Annotated in this window: 17 protein-coding genes; 3 read left to right on the plus strand and 14 right to left on the minus strand. The window is 33.2% G+C overall.

The window, feature by feature from the left end; all coding sequences use genetic code 11:
* The first annotated feature begins 53 nt into the window (after positions 1-53).
* Positions 54-626, plus strand: coding sequence for an elongation factor P-like protein YeiP (gene yeiP / locus A9G48_RS04060; RefSeq protein WP_034943216.1), 573 nt, complete (start codon positions 54-56; stop codon positions 624-626).
* Between the two features lie 14 nt (positions 627-640).
* Positions 641-1537: a tRNA 2-thiocytidine(32) synthetase TtcA gene (gene ttcA, locus A9G48_RS04065; RefSeq protein WP_034943217.1), complete on the plus strand. Its 897-nt coding sequence runs from the start codon at positions 641-643 to the stop codon at positions 1535-1537.
* 53 nt (positions 1538-1590) lie between these two features.
* Here the strand turns inward: ttcA and glnE are convergent, their stop codons facing one another.
* From glnE to rplM, 6 genes are all read right to left on the minus strand, one after another.
* Positions 1591-4434 carry a bifunctional [glutamate--ammonia ligase]-adenylyl-L-tyrosine phosphorylase/[glutamate--ammonia-ligase] adenylyltransferase gene (glnE, locus tag A9G48_RS04070; protein ID WP_065575813.1) on the minus strand — a complete coding sequence of 948 codons (2844 nt, stop codon included), beginning with the start codon at positions 4432-4434 and terminating at the stop codon, positions 1591-1593.
* A gap of 796 nt (positions 4435-5230) precedes the next feature.
* Positions 5231-6193, minus strand: a complete 963-nt coding sequence (locus tag A9G48_RS04080; protein ID WP_065568871.1) for a CYTH domain-containing protein — start codon at positions 6191-6193, stop codon at positions 5231-5233.
* A gap of 91 nt (positions 6194-6284) precedes the next feature.
* Positions 6285-6692: a ClpXP protease specificity-enhancing factor gene (locus A9G48_RS04085; protein ID WP_051824969.1), complete on the minus strand. Its 408-nt coding sequence runs from the start codon at positions 6690-6692 to the stop codon at positions 6285-6287.
* 50 nt (positions 6693-6742) lie between these two features.
* On the minus strand, positions 6743-7375 hold the full coding sequence (locus A9G48_RS04090; RefSeq protein WP_065575814.1) for a glutathione S-transferase N-terminal domain-containing protein: 633 nt from the start codon (positions 7373-7375) through the stop codon (positions 6743-6745).
* Between the two features lie 293 nt (positions 7376-7668).
* On the minus strand, positions 7669-8061 hold the full coding sequence (gene rpsI / locus A9G48_RS04095; protein WP_034943226.1) for a 30S ribosomal protein S9: 393 nt from the start codon (positions 8059-8061) through the stop codon (positions 7669-7671).
* A gap of 11 nt (positions 8062-8072) precedes the next feature.
* Entirely contained in the window at positions 8073-8501 is a 429-nt protein-coding gene (gene rplM, locus A9G48_RS04100) for a 50S ribosomal protein L13 (protein ID WP_034943228.1), read from the minus strand.
* Positions 8502-8780: 279 nt separating this feature from the next.
* Here rplM and yrbL point away from each other — a divergent pair, with 279 nt between their 5' ends.
* Entirely contained in the window at positions 8781-9401 is a 621-nt protein-coding gene (gene yrbL, locus A9G48_RS04105) for a PhoP regulatory network protein YrbL (protein WP_051824971.1), read from the plus strand.
* A 27-nt stretch (positions 9402-9428) separates the two neighbouring features.
* Here yrbL and A9G48_RS11140 read toward each other — a convergent pair whose 3' ends face one another.
* The 8 genes from A9G48_RS11140 to A9G48_RS04145 all read right to left on the minus strand — a co-directional run bounded on the left by A9G48_RS11140 (position 9429) and on the right by A9G48_RS04145 (position 21049).
* The gene (locus tag A9G48_RS11140) at positions 9429-9749 is read right to left on the minus strand and encodes an ATP-binding protein (protein WP_051824972.1); all 321 of its coding nucleotides are present in this window, start codon (positions 9747-9749) and stop codon (positions 9429-9431) included.
* 140 nt (positions 9750-9889) lie between these two features.
* Positions 9890-10024 carry a histidine kinase dimerization/phospho-acceptor domain-containing protein gene (locus A9G48_RS12150; RefSeq protein WP_442903334.1) on the minus strand — a complete coding sequence of 45 codons (135 nt, stop codon included), beginning with the start codon at positions 10022-10024 and terminating at the stop codon, positions 9890-9892.
* Between the two features lie 489 nt (positions 10025-10513).
* Positions 10514-11176, minus strand: a complete 663-nt coding sequence (locus A9G48_RS04115; RefSeq protein ID WP_034943230.1) for a two-component system response regulator PmrA — start codon at positions 11174-11176, stop codon at positions 10514-10516.
* A gap of 156 nt (positions 11177-11332) precedes the next feature.
* Positions 11333-11842 (minus strand): phosphatase PAP2 family protein, encoded by a 510-nt coding sequence (locus A9G48_RS04120; protein ID WP_051824975.1) that lies wholly within the window; start codon positions 11840-11842, stop codon positions 11333-11335.
* Between the two features lie 428 nt (positions 11843-12270).
* Positions 12271-12474, minus strand: coding sequence for a hypothetical protein (locus A9G48_RS04125; RefSeq protein WP_051824976.1), 204 nt, complete (start codon positions 12472-12474; stop codon positions 12271-12273).
* A 91-nt stretch (positions 12475-12565) separates the two neighbouring features.
* On the minus strand, positions 12566-14863 hold the full coding sequence (gene pbpC, locus A9G48_RS04130) for a penicillin-binding protein 1C (protein WP_034943232.1): 2298 nt from the start codon (positions 14861-14863) through the stop codon (positions 12566-12568).
* Positions 14864-14977: 114 nt separating this feature from the next.
* Positions 14978-20080, minus strand: a complete 5103-nt coding sequence (locus A9G48_RS04135; RefSeq protein WP_065575815.1) for an alpha-2-macroglobulin family protein — start codon at positions 20078-20080, stop codon at positions 14978-14980.
* A 288-nt stretch (positions 20081-20368) separates the two neighbouring features.
* Positions 20369-21049, minus strand: a complete 681-nt coding sequence (locus A9G48_RS04145) for a 7-cyano-7-deazaguanine/7-aminomethyl-7-deazaguanine transporter (protein ID WP_051824978.1) — start codon at positions 21047-21049, stop codon at positions 20369-20371.
* Positions 21050-21056 lie beyond the last annotated feature (7 nt).

Genomic DNA, 21056 nt, shown 5'->3' on the forward strand with positions numbered 1-21056 from the left:
AATAACAGGTTAATTTTTTTAACTACATTTTTATTAATTGTGAAAAAACTATTATGGCTAAAGCAAATGAAATAAAACGTGGCGATGCGGTCACATATAATGGCAAATTATTAATCGTTAAAGATATCGACGTTCAAAGTCCAAGCGCACGGGGCGCTAGTACACTTTATAAAATGCGTTTTACCGATGTAAAAAATGGTGGAAAAGTTGAAGAACGCTTTAAAGGTGATGATATCCTTGAAACAATTGAACTATCCCGCCGACCTGTTAGTTTTTCGTATATTGATGGTGATGAATATGTGTTTATGGATAATGAGGATTTTACTCCTTATATATTCAAAAAAGAACAAATTGAAGATGAGTTATTGTTTATCCCTGAAGGTGGTATGAATGGTATTCAAGTGCTAATGGCTGATGGTGAAGTTCTTGCCTTGGAATTGCCACAGACTGTTGAACTTGATATTATCGAAACCTCTCCAAGTATTAAAGGCGCTTCAGCAAGTGCACGAACCAAGCCTGCAACCTTATCAACAGGGCTTGTTATTCAGGTTCCTGAATATATTGATAACCACGAAAAAGTCAAAGTTCATATTGCTGAACGTCGTTACATGAGCCGTGCCGAATAACCAATAAAATTGTGATGAATACATATAATCAAAATAAACTACATAAACGATTGCGTCGCTTAACTGGCGAGGCAATCTCTGACTTTAATATGATCGAAGAAGGCGATCGTATTATGGTTTGCTTATCAGGTGGTAAAGATAGTTATACTTTACTTGATATTCTTATCAACTTAAAAATCAGTGCACCTGTACATTTTGATCTAATAGCAGTTAACTTAGATCAAAAACAACCGGGATTTCCTGAACATGTATTGCCTGAATATCTAAACTCTTTAGGCATTAAATATAAAATCGTGCAAGAAAACACCTACGGTATTGTCAAGGATAAAATCCCGGAAGGTAAAACAACTTGCTCGCTTTGTTCACGACTACGCCGTGGCATTTTATATCGCACAGCGACCGAACTTGGTGCAACAAAAATTGCCCTTGGCCATCATCGAGATGATATTTTAGAAACGCTCTTTTTAAACATGTTTTATGGTGGCAAACTCAAAGCAATGCCGCCAAAGCTAATGAATGATTCAGGTGAACATATCATTATCCGACCACTAGCTTATTGCAAAGAAAAAGATATCGCCAAATACGCTGAAATTAAACAGTTTCCGATTATTCCTTGTAATCTTTGTGGTTCACAACCAAATCTGCAAAGACAAGTGATTAAAGAAATGCTAAATGAATGGGATAAAAAATACCCAGGGCGTATTGAGACCATGTTTCGTGCAACACAAAATATCACCCTATCTCATCTTTGTGATACTAATTTGTTTGATTTTAAAGGAATTAAAAAAGGTGATCTTGCCGTGAATGGTGGCGATATTGCTTTTGACCGCGAAGATATCAAACCGATTATAGGCTTTGATAGTTCAGATCTTGAAGATCAAGATTTGATTTTATGGAAAGAAGTTAAATAATTAAGCTAGTTAAAATATTAAAAACGCCGTTCTAGTCGGCGTTTTTAATACTATTATTTCAGCCACTTTTGCCAACTTTGATTGACTATTTCTGTTTCTTGCTTAAACTGCGCGCTATCCACCGTACTTGGTAATAATTGCAACGCAAGTTGATGGATTTTATTACGCATATCAATATAAGCTTGCGTTAGTTGCTGTGCTTCGTGGCTATCGATAATGTGATATTTTGTTGCGAGCTCTAAGATACGAACATTATCGCTCCATTGAGTCATTTGGGGATGATGGTAAGCATAATTAAGTACCAAATATTGTGATAAAAATTCAATATCACCAATTCCACCCTTATCAATTTTTAAGTTAAATAAATTATCTTGAGTGCTACCGAGGTGTGATCGCATTTTTTCACGCATTTCACGTACTTCTTTTTTTAATACAACTTCATCACGCTTTTTACAAAGTACATTATGACGAATTTGATTAAAACGATCGATTAATTCGGCTTCACCATATACGGCTCTGGCTCGTACTAAAGCTTGATGTTCCCATGTCCAAGCTTCATTTATTTGGTAATCTTCGAACGAATCTAAACTACAAGCAAGAAGCCCTGCATCGCCTTGAGGACGAAGTCTTACATCAACTTCATATAAAATACCAAAGCTAGTGCGTACATTAAATAAATGAATAATACGTTGTACAAGGCGCAAATAAAATTGACGGCTATCGATCTGCTTGTCACCATCAGTGACGCTATTAACAGGACAATCATGTAAAAAAACCAGATCAAGATCTGAACCATAACCCAATTCCCAACCGCCTAATTTACCATAGCCAATCACAACTAAACCTTTATGGTTATCAGCCAAATGATCAGGCTTGCCATAACGAGCAATCATTTGATTCCATGCCATTTGTACGACAAAATCTAACAAAGATTCGGCCACATAAGTTAGATGATCGCTAATTTTCATAGTAGTTAATACATGCTCAACATCGGCGGCAGCGATATGCAGTAATTGCATCTGCTTAAATTGACGTAAAGCTTCAAGTTGTTGTTCTTCATCATCCACTTCAATACGCAATAAATATTGATAAAGCTGACTTTTATATTCATTTGGGGCAACAGTCTGATAAAGCGAATTGATATCAATAAGCTCATCTAACAATATAGGATAATGAGCTAGCTGATCACTAATCATTGGTGAAGCACTACATAAGCGAATTAATTGCTTCAAAGCGGTTGGATATTCAAGTAACAGTTCTAAATAAGTGGTACGACTAACAATATTAACAAGTAACGGCAAAATTCTTGATAGCACGATTGTTAGTTGCTTTTCATTACAGATAGATTCTAATAAGCGTGGCATTAATTGATCGAGTATTTCACGCCCCCGCACACCAATTGTACGTTTACCAATATCATCACGAAATTGTATTAGCATTTGATGGATCTGTGCGATTTGTGTTTCTGAATAATTGGGTAACACTGCGCTGACATCACTAATTTGGAGATCTGGCACCCAAAGATCATCAAATTGATCATTATAAGACTTGGTTGTTAAAGTAGATTCTGATTCGTTTTCGCCAATAAGTTCATTAAAAATTTGGCGATTATGTTGCATTCGTACTGATAACGCTTGTTCAAAATCATGCCAATGATTAAAGCCCATGCTTGTTGCTAAACGAACTTGATCCAGTGCATTATCTGGCAAGGTTTGGGTCTGTTCGTCAGCAATAGCTTGTAGAAGGTTTTCACAACGGCGTAAAAATAGGTAATTTTCTCGTAATAACGATACCTCACTCGGTGCAAGTAGCGATTCTTGTTCAATCACATTAAGCGCATTTAATAGCGAACGAGTTTGCAATCCCACTACTCGTCCACCACGAATAAGCTGAAAAACTTGCACAATAAACTCTATTTCACGAATCCCACCGGCACCAAGCTTAATGTTATTTTTTAAACCACGGCGACGCACTTCGCGTTCAATCATGCTTTTCATATTACGCAATGATTGTAAAACACTAAAATCAATATAACGACGATAGACAAAAGGCTTCAACATTTGATACAGTTCGCCTACATAAGGAGCATGCTGATCACCAAGAACTTTGGCTTTAACCATAGCATAGCGTTCCCAATCTCGACCTTGCTCTTGATAGTAATCTTCCATAGAAGAAAAGCTCAAAACTAAAGGCCCCCCATCGCCAAGCGGACGCAAACGCATATCCACCCGATACACAAAGCCATCTTCAGTAATTTGATCGAGCGCTTTAATTAAGCGTTGACCTAATCGAGTAAAAAAGACAGCATTATCTAATTCTCGACGGCTACCTTTTGTTTGCCCATGCTCTGGATAAGTAAAAATCAAATCAATATCGGACGAAAAGTTCAGCTCCCCACCGCCCAATTTACCCATACCTAAAATCAGTAGTGGCTGCGCCTGACCTTGGGCATTACAAGGTGTTCCCCACTCTTTGCAACTAAGCTCATAAAGCCAATTGCGAGCAGTAACAATAATCACCTCGGCTAGTTCGGTCAGTTGCAATAAAATCTGCTCATCATGACTTATTTTAGCTAATTGTGACCATGCAAGGCGCACTAACATAAAATGCCGAAATAGCCTAAGCTTTTTCATAAAAATAGCTTCATCGGTCACATTTGCCAATTGTTCATCTAGCCAAGATTGATAAAATTTCCTTTCATCGGCTTGCGGTGATTTTTTTACTATGTCAGCAAACCAACTAGGGAACCGACAAAACGCATCTACTAAAAAGTCACTTTGCACCAAAATATCAAGGTGAGCTTGCACTTGAGTTAAGTTGTATTGATTAAGTTGATGGGTGACTTTTTGCTTTTGTTGTTCCAACAAAGAAGAAAATGACGAGTTAAATTCTGACATAGGCTACTCTCTTAAAATTGATTTACAATAACAAAAATCAGTGATTGCTGATAAATAATTACATTTAAACTTAAATATTTTGATGATTTTTATCCATTTTACCAAATATTCGTTTAACCACTATTCTCACCAATACGCATCTTGAAATAAATAAAATTACTGCCATCATAAACCAAATAATTATTATTTCTAACTCACTTATTTTGCACCAATATTCTAAATAATGTGATAATGAAACACTAAATATTACTAATGCGATCAATAATAAACAATTTAATATAAAAATACCCATTGAATTAAAGATGATCCTTCTTAAGGCTAAGGTCTCCGTTACACCAGTAAAACATCCTTTTAACAAAAAATAACCAAGCAAATTAGCAACAAGAAAGAGCAATTAGTACTATAAATAAACCTAAATGTATTTGTAGGCTCTTTTTTGAGTTAATGCATTGTCGTCCAGGCTATATCCACTCATCAATACTGATTTAACAATGCAATCGACCAACAATATCGCCTAATATGATTAATATGGCAATAAATAAACTATTGACGATATTTTTTGAATTGATTTCGTTAATAGCATATTTGTTCAATATCATTGGGGAAGTAATAAATAGCAAAAGTGAAGTAGGTAACTGTAAAAAGAAAATAGGTAATATTCGCTTAATAAGTTTTCTGCTAATCTGATAGGTTGTCGTATCTGACGATATAAAAAATATTCATCAATATCCAATAAAATAAAACTAGCAATGAAGATAGTCTAAAAAATGACTTTTTCATCTCTATATCCTTATATTTATATGTTATTTTTATTCATTTCAACAAGTAACATTAGTTTTAACTTCGTATTTATCTCACTAAAAGCAAATTCTTTTACAGAATTAATAATTAACAATGCCGCTTGCCATTGAGCAAACTCTGGATCTTTAAAAAGCAGTTTATTGGTTAACTGATCGTTTACTTGATTTAAAGTTTGTTTGTAGTATGATAAATCATCCATTTCTAACGCATATTCTTCGTTTTGTTGCCAAAACTCAAGTAATTTAGGTAAATCACATTGGCTTAAAAGCGTATAAGCACACTTTTTAGGTGCTAGATTGTTCAGTAATCGATAACCTCTAAAAGCTTTACTTTGTGAAAATAGATGCAAATTAAATCGACTTAGCTCAATAGCAAAATTAAATAAATCATATTTGTTGCCTTGCTTGATTTCAAGTTCAACTTCCTTAATGGGGATAGATTGATTATTTGAACTAATTTGCCCTTGATCTAACGCAACTTCAATTTCACTACTTGCAAACGAAATTAACCACGCCTGCCGTTCAAAATTGGTGGTAAATAGAGGCTGTAAATTCCGTTGTAGCTGAGCAACATCACAGTCATTTGGTAATGCATGACAAGGTAATGCGGTTAAATCAGGAACAGAGTCAGGCAAATCGACATTAAATTCAGCACGCTCATGCAACCCCGGAGTCGATTTTTTATCCCGTTTTAATGTGATCTCAAAAAATTTTATTAAACCATCATCACACTTTCTTACACGCAACCCACAACCGTGATTACGCAAGTAATAATCACTAGTATCGTAATAGGTATTGATCAGATTTAGTTTAGTAAAACTATGTTTGGCCGATGATAATGTTGGTGATATTGCCGAAAATTCAGCTTCGTCACAATCGATCCATTGATCTAAATAATATTTTAAACTAACAATGTCGCTAGTATTGATTTCAAACTTTAATTCGATTTCGTTACTCATTCATCTATTTTTTCGTTATTTTTTAATATAATCAACGATGACTTTCTTTTATACATCACAACGAATAACCATTAACTAACAATATTACAAATTATTTTACAACTCGAAATGGATTAGGTTTTGGTTTAGATTTTTCAGGTTGTTGAGATAAAGATTCACGCCGTACCTGATATTGAGGCTCATCTTCAAATCCCATACCGACACCATTTTCACGAGCATAAATTGCTTTGATTGCAGCTATTGGCACCACAATATGCTGAGACACACCAGAAAAGCGAGCATTGAATTCAATTTTTTCATTTGTTACTGAATATTGACCAACTGAATGTGGTGCAATATTCAGTACAATTTGATTGTTTTTAACAAACTCTTGTGGAACAACCACACCATATACTTTTGTATCTACAACAATATATGGTGTTAATTCATTATCTAATATCCAATCATAAAAAGCTCTAAATAAATAAGGGCGACGGGCAGACATTTGGTTAGGATCCATATATAAGAAGCACCTTTTAATTAATAAGTAAAGTAGATAAATGTATAATGTTATAGCCTTATCTTTTTTTCATCTTCAGTTAATGAATTAATAAAAGCTGGACGTTCAAAAATACGTGCCATATAACTTAAATAATTTTTTTCAGCAACTTTTGGAAGTTCTATTTCCAGTAACGGCAGACGCCAAAGTAAAGGAGCAAAGTAACAATCGCATAATGTGAAATCATCACTCATAAAGTAATCTTTTTCTTTAAATATCAATGAAATAGCGACAAGATCATCTAGAAGGTTTTTACGTGCAATTTTAGCTACATCACTATCAGGATCGGCAAGAATCGTTTGATAAGCTCGATACCATTCTCGCTTCATTCGATACATTGTTAACCGAGAATTTGCACGTACAATCGGATAAACTGGCATTAACGGAGGATGAGGAAACCGCTCATCAAGGTACTCTAACGCGATATGTGATTCGTATAACGTCAGATCCCGATCAATTAATGTTGGAATAGTAGCATATGGATTGAGATCCAATAATTCTTGAGGTAAGTTACCTGCTTTTACAAACTCAATCTCAGCAGTTACACCTTTTTCTGCCAACACAAAACGAATCTGATGGCCGTAAATATCTGTTGTATCACAAAATAATGTCATTACAGAACGTTTATTAACAGCAACAACCATGTTAACTCCAAATATGCAAAATTATAAAAATGAGTGTACAGGATTACTATTCTAGCAAATTGGATAACAAATTTGTTAAAAAAAATAATTTTTCTTACTAACTTTATAGAATTCACATTCTTTCTGACAAAATATTTAACAAAAGCCTTATATTTTATTTAAATATCATGTCATTTAAATGATCAAAACATGAAGATATAATTATTTCAATTAATTATATTTATTTTAAATACCAAAAAACCCAGAAAATACTGGGTTTTTGAAGAAATTGTAACTTCTTTTGTAATTTACAATTAACGTTTGCTGAATTGTGGACGGCGACGTGCTTTCCGTAACCCCACTTTTTTACGTTCAACCTGACGTGCATCACGAGTTACAAAGCCCGCTTGACGTAAAGTAGAACGTAAAGTCTCGTCATACTCCATTAACGCACGAGTAATACCGTGACGAATCGCACCTGCTTGACCTGAAATACCACCACCTTTAACAGTAATATAAAGGTCAAGTTTGCCGGTCATCTCAACTAACTCTAACGGTTGCATAACAACCATACGAGCTGTATCACGACCGAAGTATTGCTCTAATGAACGTTTATTAATAACGATGTTCCCGCTACCTGGTTTAATAAACACACGAGCTGCGGAACTTTTGCGGCGACCTGTACCGTAATATTGATTATCAGCCATCTTTTATCCCCTTAAATATCTAATATTTGCGGTTGTTGTGCCGCATGATTGTGCTCACTACCAGCATAAACTTTAAGTTTACGGTACATTGCACGACCAAGAGGACCTTTCGGTAGCATGCCTTTTACAGCAATTTCGATAACTTGTTCAGGATGACGTTCAATCATTTCCTTAAAAGTCGCTTCTTTAAGTCCACCGATGTAGCCAGTATGACGATAATAGATTTTATCAGTGCGTTTTTTGCCTGTTACAGCAACTTTTTCTGCATTAATAACAATAATGTAGTCACCTGTATCAACATGTGGTGTGTATTCTGCTTTGTGTTTACCACGCAAACGGTTTGCGATTTCAGAGGCTAAACGACCCAACGTTTTACCTGCTGCATCAACAACATACCAGTCGCGTTTAACTGTTTCTGGTTTAGCTGAAAAAGTACTCATTCGTAATTATCCAATTTTTAATTAATCTCACGTCAATAAATCACTTGATTTATTTACACTTTTTGATTGCAATTTTTAATTAACTAACCCCTTCGAGCTGTTATATTAACTTTGACAACCGAAAACAGCGTTGGGAAAAATGCTGTTGTAACGTGGGTTGAGTTATTATACAGTAATATAATAAAAGTGCTAGAACTTAAAATAAAAAATGTGGCAAGAAAAAAAACTTGCTGATAAACTTCAGACCAACATTTACTAACTATCTTAATACTAAATTAAATGAAAAATATAATTCAACTAACTGATAAAGATTACATTAGCAAAGGATTGCACCGAAAATGTTATCATCATCCAGATGATCCGAATAAATGTATTAAAATTAATTATAATGAGGGTGCCGAACAAGAAACAAATCGTGAAATTGCCTACTATAAACATTTAATAAAAAGGAATATTTCTTGGAATACTCTCGCAAAATATTATGGCCCTGTTCAAACCAGCTTAGGTGAAGGACAACTCTTTGAACTTATTCGAGATTATGATGGAAAAATCTCAACTTCTTTAGATAAGTTTTTTGCCGATGAACAATTAACTAAACAACATTATGATGAACTTGTAGCATCTTTACGGGAATTAAAATCAGAATTACTTCAAAACCGTATCATTACAATGACAATAAAAAGTAAAAATATCTTATTTCAACGTGTTTCCCCGAATCAAAATCGTTTGATTATTATTGATAATATTGGTAACTCCACATTTATACCTGTTTCTAATTATATTTCTTTTTTTGCAACCGCAAAAATTGAGCGAAAATGGCAACAATTTTTAAAACTGATTCTTCATGAAAATTGGTATAATCCAGAACTTAATAGTCTAGTTGCTCGAGTGAATAGGTAGTCCATAATTGTGCAATCATCTCTTGAGCTATATCTTGTCGATTTTTTTAAGGTAAATACATCCATGATGTAATTTTACAATACGGCTAACAATACACAGACCAAGATCAACACCATCATGTTTACGATCCATGTGGAAAAAAGCTTGTGTCAATTTTTCACTTTTTGACTCATCAATGACTGTTGCTTCATCTTCAACTGATATAATGATAACTTTTTTATCGTTATAGCAATTTACAAAAATTTTGGTATTTTCAGAGCGGTAGCAACAACTATTTTCTACTAAGTTGTGAACTAATAATTTAAATAATGTAGCATCACCATTAAAAATATGATGATGATTATTCACTTACAATTGGACATACGGTCCTTTTCGTAACGTTAATTCATTCATTAATGGAACTATAATATCATTATGAAAATTAATGAGTTGATATTTACCTATTGTAAATTTCTGATTGGCTCTAGCAAACATTAGTAGCTGTTCAACTAATCAATACACTCAATGAGTTCCTTACAATCAATATTATGTTTATTTTCTAATAACTCTAAATGTAAACTAATACCAACAAGTGACGTTCTCATTTCATGAGCAACATTTGCTGTAAAAAACGCGCTTGTGATAAAGAATTACCCAAATGAACAAAAAGATTATTTAAAACAGTGGTAATCGATTTAATTTCACACATGTTACTGATTGGCTCAATAGGTTTGAGATTTTTCTCTGTGCGTTAATTAAGATCTTTTTCCAGCACATTTAGTGATTTAGTTGTCCATTTAATCGCTTTATAAGATAAAAATAGTATGACAAGTATCATTGTAAAGATGGAACAAAATAAAGCAAAAATAGCTTCTAATTCTTCATGTTCAACGACTTCATCAATTTTATTTTGTCTTAATATTAAATTAACCAATACTCGATTTGTTCTTTAATTTCGTGCCATAACCCAAAAATAGTATAATTTGGTAAATTAACTTAATCGTTCCTAAAGTGAAAAAAGGTTCCAACGGATGCTTTGACGGGTATGATTAAGTGATGATGAATCCATAATTGCCTTTTACTTTGAGTAATATGTTTAGTTAAACTAAGGTGATTTTAAATTAAAAAATGTATTAATGCCTCACATTAAGTTGATAACCATATCCACGCACTGTTCTGATTATATTTTTACCTAATTTATTTCGTAATCCATGAATATAAACCTCAAGAACATTTGAACTAGGATCTCTTTGCCAATCATAAAGATCATTTTGCAATAAATCACGATGTACTTTCTCGCCTGCTTTTAACATTAATCTAGAAAGAATGATAAACTCTTTAGGCGTTAATACCACGTCTTGATTATTGAAAGTTACTTTTTGTTGTTTGATATCCATTATGATTAAACCATAACTGATAAGATTATTAGCCGTTCCTTGGTTGCGACGAATTAACGCTCTTATTCTTGCCAATAATTCTGATAAGGCAAAAGGCTTAACTAAATAATCATCAGCACCAAGATCTAAACCTTCAACTCTATCTTCTATGGAATATCGAGCAGTAAGAATAAGAACTGGTGTATCTATTTTATTTTTACGCCAACGAGTAAGCAATTCTAATCCATCACAATCAGGTAAACCTAGATCTAAAATAATAACGCTAAATTGTCCAAATTGAATATATTGTTCAGCTTGTTTACCATTTGACGCTATTTCACAAACATAACCGTTTGAAGTTATACCAGAATAAAGTCCTCTTTGTAACAAACTATCATCTTCCACAATAAGTATTTTCATTATAGTTTACCCTATTACGGATTTTCGTTCTTATTAAGTGAATATTGATTCAGTATACGCTTTGATATGCCCATCCAAAAACATTTAATAAAAAATTATAATAAATAATACTTTTCCCTTTGTGAAACAAATTATTTATTTACTTTGAAAAATTAATCAGCATTTCCTAACAAAGTAGGCTGATAATATGCTAACAATGAACCCAATAATGATATCTAAAGGCCAATGGATACCTAAATAGACTCGGCTCCAACAAACCAATAAAGCTACTCCAACACAGAGGTACAGCAATGCTCTAAACTGTTGTTTGTAATTGAAAAGAATTGTTAGAGAAATAGTCCATACAAAAACAGCATGTTGGCTTGGCAATGAGCTATTTTTTCCATGATGCAGATAATTAGTCCCTATTTCCATTTCAAAAGGACGCGGTGAATAAAAAAGATAACGAATAACAAAAGTGATCCATAATGCCAGCATTAAACCAATTATAATTTTAATTATTAATTGCCTACTAATTGGTTTAATTAACCAATAAACACCTAAGATAATAATAGGAAAATAAATTAAATAGCTAGCACAAAAGATAGCAAAATTTATAAAAATTTTTGATGCATGCTCTGAAGCATTAATTAATAAAAAAAGTTGAATATTGATATTGCGCCACATGAAATACTCATCAAAATGATTTAAACTTTAAACTAATTTAATAAGTTAATCTTAAAAGAACCTTAAAAAATATTTACTGATTAAAAATATAAAACTAATTTTAAACAATATATTTATATTATTAATATTTGTACCCAAACACTATAACTTTATTTTCGATAGTGATGAGACAACTATATTAAGCAGAACATAGATAATAGAATAGACTATTATGAAAAATAAAAATATTTCCTCTCGATGGGCTATACTTAGGCATTCCCCTGGATCAACAATAAAAGTAAACTCTGCAACACCAACAATGTGTCAGAGACGCATTTTTAATCAAAGATACTCATTGAGTAACAAAAGATAGCAAAGCCATTGTAATGTTTGTGGCTAAGCAATATAAATAATTACTTTTTTATCCAAATTTAAAGAAAATGCACTTGCTATTGATCTTTGCCAATCACAATTATTCCTGCATGCACACAATGCCCAATATATGCCGCATTAATAAGTAATAATGTGTAGATCACAGCAGCAATAGCAGAAACATTCACATTAAGTAATACAAGCAATAAAAAGCATGTCCAATTATCATAATTACTTGAATCGCTCTTAAAAATCCGAGTATCTCTATTAATAAATACCAAAAGATCCTTTTAGAAATAGTAAAACAAGTTAAAATTTCATCCTTAACTGCATTTGATTTTTATTCGTTCAATAGCTATTTAAAATGTCTTATTAGTCTGAGCTAAATGCGATTCTTGAAATTTGACCACTTTCATCTAATAATAACAGATGATGCAATCCTTTTTTAGAAATAGTTAATGTTACTTTTTCGTTATCAAATGAGCGAGCAAAAAAATTACCATCTAAAAACCACCACTTGTTTCCAGATCCACCTTCAGCTGTCAAATCTATAGTAACTTGATGTTTTCCTGGTAAAGATTTAATCAATTGTTTATCGCGTAAACCAATAATCATAAGTGTAGAAAAGATATCTTTACCTAATATTGGGCAATTTTGATCTATCGGTGGTAATAAAGATTTTCTGCGCTCTTTAGGCAATAACCAATTTTCCAGAGCAACAGGCCAGATAGCTATTTGTTTTTTATGGGCACCTTTACAATCTGCTGCAACACGTTTACCTTGTTTATTCACCCAAATATTTATCCATCCAGAACGATAAATATTATTGTTGAGTTCGGAAAGTGTTCCCAACGTAGGCGGTATCATATTATTTAATACCCATGCAGTTTTTTGGCGATGACAATTTTCATCATAATTTGATAATGATATTCCTAAAGGCCAGCATATTTTTTCGGCAGTGACAGAATCGGGTTTTGCGAATATCGGTAACGGTCGATTTAATCGGATTTCTTTATTTAATAATAAAGAATTCACTTGCTGTAAAATCGGCATTGCTGATATTGAGCCATATTGCCCTACAACAGGTGTGCCATCTGGTCGACCAACCCAAATGCCAATTAAATAACGGGGATTTATGCCTATTGCCCACGCATCGCGATAACCATAACTTGTTCCTGTTTTATATGAAAGCAAATTAATATTAATCATCATCTGTTTTGTTATCCATGCACCACCATCTGAAAGTAATGGCTTGCTAATCATAGGATCATTTTGGGTAAAACGTAAAGGAGCAACTTCTCCATGTCTCGCAAAAGCACTATAAGCACTAACTAAATTATCCATTCTTAATGATGCTCCACCTAATATATAAGATATATTAGGATCATTATTTAGTGATAAGAGTGGTAAACCAGCACTATTAAGTTTACTAGTGAATTTTTTTGGTCCATATAATTCCATTAATTGTACTGCTGGCAAATTCAGGGATTTTTTCAGCGCATCAGAAGCACTGACTGGTCCATAAAAATCTTCATCAAAATTTGTTGGTCGGTAATCAGATGTAATACGGGGCACATCCTGCAATAATGATTCTGAATGAATCATACCTTCATCAATAGCAAATGCATAAATAAAGGGTTTGAGTGTTGAACCTGGTGAACGTAATGCACTAATCATATCCACTTGACCAAATCTCTCTTTATCATTAAAGTCAGCTGAGCCTACATATCCTTTTACAGTCATATCGGTATGATCCACCACTAAAATAGCAAGTGAAGCCTTAGGCGGCAATTGCTTTTTACGATTAATTGCCATATCCTCAAGATAATATTGTAGTGAAGCATCAATCGTTGAATGAATGGTATTTTCATTAGGATATTTCTGCTTTAATCGATATGCCAACAATGGAGCAAGTTGTGGTGCTCTGCGTGGATATACCCATACTTCATCTTGTCGAACTTGCCTAATAATTTCTACTGGCCATACATCAAATTCGGATAAACGATTTAATACTTTATCTCTCGCTCGTTTTGCGCGTTCTGGGTATCTATCAGGACGTAGTCGGCTAGGTGATTGTGGTAACACAGCTAATAAAACCGCTTCGCTACGCGTCAACTCACTTGGTTTCTTACCAAAATATGACCAACTAGCTGCTCCAATGCCTTCAATTGTGCCACCATATGGAGCATGATTAATATATAAAGTTAAGATCTCTTTTTTACTGTAATGTAATTCTAATTGTAACGTTCTAAATATTTGTTTTAGTTTTCCAACAATAGTCCGGTCGTGAGGATAAAGTAGTCTAGCTACTTGCATTGAAATAGTACTTCCACCTGAAACAACCCTATCATTGCTGATATTTTGCCAAGCAGCACGAATAAGAGATACAGGGTTTATCCCAATATGATGATAAAAATAGCGATCCTCATAATTTAACAGAACATCAAGGTAATAATTAGGAACATCATCCAATTTAACTGAATAACGCCAGATACCATTTTCGTCCGCAAAACGCCATAATGGTGTTTCATCTTGAGCAATAACGGTTTGTGTAGTTTTATTTTGTGAGATAGATATTGGGAAAAAATAATCAAAAATTAAAAAGCCAAAACAAAGCAAAAAGAATAAAACTAATAAGTAAATTAATATATTAAGGAAATATTTTTTCATCACTATCTACTTATTCAAAACTAACAATATATTTATCAAATAAAAATACCGCCAAGTTTCATTGGCGGTTCATGTAGTATAGATTATTTACATAATTAGTTCAGTATAATGTTATTACCTATCAGTTATTGTAGGATTTGAAATTGTGATCATATCAAGTGATTGACCAATAGCAAATTGGTCAGGCCGATACATAGACTCAACATATGGATATGGTAACATATACTCGCCTGGAGTCACTGCCCTAACTAAATAAGCAACACGTTTACGATAATACCCATTGCCAACATAATTATGAATATTAACTGCAGCAATATATCTATCATCACGATATTCTTGATATTTAATATCGTTACTATCTTCATTTCCTAATAGATTAGCGAATTCAGGAATAGCTAGTAAGTTAACACTAGAGTTCATTAAATTTTGGTTTTCAAGTTCAAAACCTGCTGGTAAAAAATCAACAATTAATGCATCATGAATCATTTTTTGTGCAGTTACGTCTATTAATGCCACCATCATACTACCAACCTTTAAGTTTGATGGCGTAATTTCATTACCTTTAAGATCATAATATTTTCGGGTAATCGTCAACATATTGCTTTCAGAGGTTGCCTTTGGAGCCTTTTTCCCATAGCCCGCAATTGTTAATTTAACATAAAGAGGCTCATCATTCTGTGGATTAGCAATGGTGAGTCCATGATTTAAATCACTAAAACTATAGGCTTTAGTTAAAGATGAGATCACATTACTTACTTTACCATTAATTTCGACTTTAAATTTATTTTTACCTTTAGCCTGTTCTAATGACCAACCAGCCATAAATAAAGCATTTAATTCCTGAGTTGAAAAATATCGTGTATTATTTAATAAATCGGATAAAGAATACAAATAATCAGCTTGTTTGGTAACAGCTATATCATTGTCCACTAATATCGATAAAATTAATGCCTCATCTCGAATTTCACTACCATAAACACCTAACCATGTATTTGAATCTACATAAGATAAATTAAACACATTTGACATAAGATCTTGGTAAATATTTCCAAAGCCAACAACCTTAGCCGATATTGCCAACTGTGCAATCGGTAATGGCGAAAACATAACTGATTGATTATTGTTAAACTGTCGGTACATTCTATTAATTTCGTTACGCATAGGAGAAGTAATTTTATTATGTTTGGCAAGAACCATTAATGCATAAGCTTTAGTCGAAAATTTACTATACTCAATATAATCTGAATTGCTATAATAATTTTGCATATTATTAAAAGCAGATGAATCATAAATATATTGACCTATACGCATCATTGCCGAATTAAGTGCTACATCACTAACATGATAGCCACGTTCTTTTGCTTGTAATAAAAAGTCAGTTGCGTAAACTGTTAACCAATGTTCTTCATCACTTTCACTGTTCCATAAACCAAAACTACCATTATTTCGCTGCATTGATAAAATTCGCGAGATACCTAATTGCACTTTTTCACGTCGTTTTTCATCAGATTCAGTTTTAATACCTAATGAGGCAAGTTGTTCTTGATTTGCATACAATGAAGGGAATAGCCCACTCGTTGTTTGCTCTAAACAACCATAAGGATAAGCAAATAATTCCTGAATATATTTGGCGATGTTCAATGGTGGCTTATTCGAAACAACCAATTTTGCATCAATGGTATTATCAATCAAATCAGTTAGCACAGTAGCAGGTAATTCCCAATGGTCACCAGCATTAATTGCTGCAACATAATCTTTAGTTGTACCTGAATAAGCTGGCCTTATTCCTATTATCCATGAGCGATGAATTTGGTAATTCGATTTATCATCTAGAACGATACCTTCAACGTCAACATTAACTATTCCTTTTCCATACCCATAATCTGCAATAATAGGAACTTGTAAAATATTTTTCTGTTTGCTATCAAGTGTCATTGTGATTGTTTTAGGTGAATCTTGATTAACTAATCCTGAAGTTGTGATATTAATCTGCATGGTTTGTCTTGTTTCAGTCAAATTATGGACATCTAACGCTAATATTGCCCGATCTCCACCAGATAAAAAGCGTGGTGTTGAAAGTTCAGCAACAACCGGGGCTGCTACAATCATTGTTTGCTCAGCTTTACCAAAGCGGTTATCATCCCATGCTTGTGCCATTATACGTAATTCACCATTAAAATTAGGTAAAGGTAATTCAATAATGCCTTCTCCATCTTCATTCAATTCAATAGTTTTAAGTTGCTGTGCAACAATTTGAACTTCGGTTAATGATTTTTTTCCACCTGTCCCAATGGCATCCCCCCCAAAACTCATATTAACTACACGACCAGATGCTTCAATTAACTTACCATAAACATCATATAAATCAACATCATATCTCTTACGCCCTAAAAAAGAAGTATAAGGATCTGGAGTGGTAAAATCAGTAATATTTAGTACACCAGAATCCACAGCTGACACCAATACTGTTACTTTGTGCTCTTTTTGAATTGTTTGCTTATCCATTCGGATTTTTATTGGGATGTTTTTTTCCGGCTCCGTTTTTTTAGGTACATCTATAGTAACATTTAATTGACGGTTACTGGTGTCAATAGGTAAATAAAGTAAACCAATTGCACGTTTAACTGTTTGCACTGTCACATCCTTTGAAGGGCGAATAATCATCGCGCTGATATAAATATCATGACGTTTCCAATCTTTTATTGGAATTTCAACTTCAAGCCCTTCTTCACCGACTGCGATATCACGTTTCCATAAAATACCGTCATTAGTTTCAAGCGAAATGTAACCTGCCCCAGGAACAGGAGCCTGTACATAAACTTTAGCCGTATCACCATATGTGTAAGACGCTTTATCGATGCTTAACTTAACTTGATCTGGACGTACTGAATTTGTACCACGGGTATTATCTTCCCATTCATAGCCTACCCAAAAGCGAAGACTACTAATAATATTATTTTTAGTATCGACAATTTCAATACGATAAGAACCATAATCATTAGGTTGATAACTCACTTTAGTAGTGCTGTTTTTATCAATAGTTAATTGGTTTTCTAAAACAATAAATTCGCTAGAATTATAATTTTCTCTCCAACCTTCATCGTCACTCCAAGTCCAATAGTAATCTCGTCGCTCACGTACAAATCTAGCTTTTAAATCATTAGTTGCTAATTTTTCGCCATTTGTATTAATATATGCAACTTCAAATTCAGCATTACTATTTATATCAATTGTTGGACGATTATCATAGCGATCAGCTTCCCAATTATAATAAGGCGACTCGCCAAAAAGCGCTTTAACAGCAGGCAATTCACTTGCAGGCCAAATAACTTGGCTAGCATAGCGAGTAATTGGTCTACCACCAGAATCAAGTAAACTTGCTTGTAAAATCAATTTAATTGGTGATCGCACGCCTGACCAGTTATCAGCATCAACATTTATTTGTACAGCCCCATTGTTATCAAGCGTTTTTTCAATATTCGCTAATTGTTTATATAAGTCCTTATCAGTTACTGAGCCAATTTTATAATCATCCAGTTCAGATATTGAATCCATTTTCTTAATATAAAGACTTCCTTCTAAGCTATTACTTGAAGCCGGAGCACCATAAAGATACCAACCTTTAATATTAAAATTAACCTGTTCATTAGCTAAAATTGGTTTATTCGATAATGTGTTGATTTCCATTGACATGCGCTCAGGTAAAAACTCTTCTACCTGGAAATAAGAATAACGATAATTATCATCGCCTAAATTAAAACGAAGTGACCATTTACCTGTTGCGGCATCACTTGGTACCACAAAATGAGATTGATACAATCCATTAGATTCAGATTGACTTTTTAGTTGAAAGTTTTCGATAACGCGACCATCTGATGAAATAACATCCACTATAATCGGTTGATCTGGTAAAGGTTGCCCATCTGCATCTCGTAATAAAGCATTAAAGTAGACGGTTTCTTGAGGACGATATAAATCACGGGGACCAAAAATAAATAGCTGTTTTTGGTAGAAAGCTGAGCCAGACAGGTTAAACTCCGTTAAATTAAGTGCATTACGATCTAGATTAACAAATGATGTTTGTTGTCCATTATTGGCCGTGAGTAAAGCATAATTCGATCCTTTAGGTAAATCAATTTCAGCATAACCTTCTTTATCTGTTTTAGCCGAAATCATTGCACAATGTTTGTTGCTATCAGGAATATTTTTACGGCAAAGTAATGTTAAATTAATATCACTAAGTGGTTTCCCATCATCCAGTGCATAAGCCATTACTGATAATTTACCATTCTTATAAGCGTGAATCGATACACCAATATTACTGATTGAAAATAACGAAGCAGGATTTGACTGATTATACGAACCAGATTGATTCATTACGGCAATATAAACACCTTCTTGATTCAGGTCAGAAATTTTAGATAAATTAAGTAATATCGTCTCTTGAGTATTAGGCTTAGGATTAAGATTAAAGCGAGATGAATAGACTAAATCTGCATAATGATTTAAATCTTTTGAACGCCAGATTGATATAAGATCGATAAACCCAAAATCGGCTATTAAATCAGGTAATTTTTCAGGTTTAATTTTGAAAAAGTTTACATCGACTTGATCAACATTTAAAGTTGTGACAGGTAAACCTCCTATTGATTTGCTTGGCAATAAAAAACCACTACTAGCAAATCCAATCATTGGTTGGCGATTTTGAGTTGTGATATCTACTTGATAAACCGATTGTAAATGACTGTCATTAATTGCGGATAACATTTTATCAATCGTCAAAGTTAACTTTCGATTTGGTTCAAGGAATCGATGCCTTAATTCTAATCCATTATCAGAAAGCTCCCAGGCACCATCGACATCACCACTTTCGCGATCAACAAGTCTAAGTAAATTTGAAAAGTTAAGTTTTGGGTTAATGGGAACAGAAAATGTAATAACTAAAGTACTTGAACCATCAAGAATAACTTCAGAGCTATTAATAACAGTCAATTGTTTATTTTTATATTTTTCTATCAGCTCTGGAGTTAACGTGAAAACACTTTTTGATTCAGCTTTTTGATTATTTTTACTGCTAGAATGATTGATATCCAATAACTGCGTCGTTTTCTGACTTTCATTTTGCGTTGTAGGCGGTATATATTTACTATTACTATTATCGCAGCCAATTAATGCCAAAATTAAGCTCAATACACTTAACCTTTTTGCAAGTTTCATTATTTACAACCCCTTACCCATTAAAAAAATTAATAATAATTATTATTATGATCAACTATTATACCATGCTGATGATATATTATGCACTGGCAAACCATGTTTGGCAAAAAATGTTTAAAAACGATTTTGTGATTTTTTTGATTTTGGATATTTGAAAAAATATTAATAAAATAGCAATTAAGGTGGAATTAATTTTCCAATTATAGCCAGCTTTAAAAACTCATTTAAGAAAAATAATAAATGAGCTTTTAAATAAAAAAATTTTTGATTATAAAATATATCAAATTATTAATTGGAATTGGGTAGTGAGACTAATCTTTTTAATAAAAAGTTTAAAATCACCCCATAAAGAGGCAAAAAGAATAGCCCACAAATTAGAATTTTAAAACTATAGTCCATTAACGAAATTTCGATCCAATGATTTGCCATAAATTCATCGTTACTTTGATAAAATGCGATAGCAAAAAAGACAATAGTATCAATACCATTACCAAATATTGCTGATGCTGTTGGGGCAACCCACCATGATTTGTTTTTTCTTAAATAGTTAAAAACAGTAATATCCATTAGTTGTCCAACTAAATAAGCGGCAAAACTTGCCAATGCAATTCGAAATACGAAGCTATTAAATTCCGTCAATGCTGATAATCCAACCCAATGGGTTTCAAAAAATAGTACCGAAATGGAATATGAAAATAGCAAGGCAGGAATCATTACTACAAAGATGATCTTTCTTGCCAAACTTGCACCATAAATTCGAATGGTTAAATCGGTGGTTAAAAAAATAAATGGAAATGTAAAAGCACCCCATGTGGTGTGAAAACCCAAAATATCAAATGGAATTTGGACTAAATAATTGCTTGAAGCAATAACTAATATGTGAAAAAAAGCCAACCAGTAAAGAGCTTTTTGCTTTTGTTTACGGGTAAAACTTTTTTCTATCGATTCTGAATGAACATTTAAGTGCATCTTTTTT

The organism is Gilliamella sp. wkB18, assembly GCF_001690875.1.
Classification (GTDB): Bacteria; Pseudomonadota; Gammaproteobacteria; order Enterobacterales; family Orbaceae; genus Gilliamella; species Gilliamella apicola_A.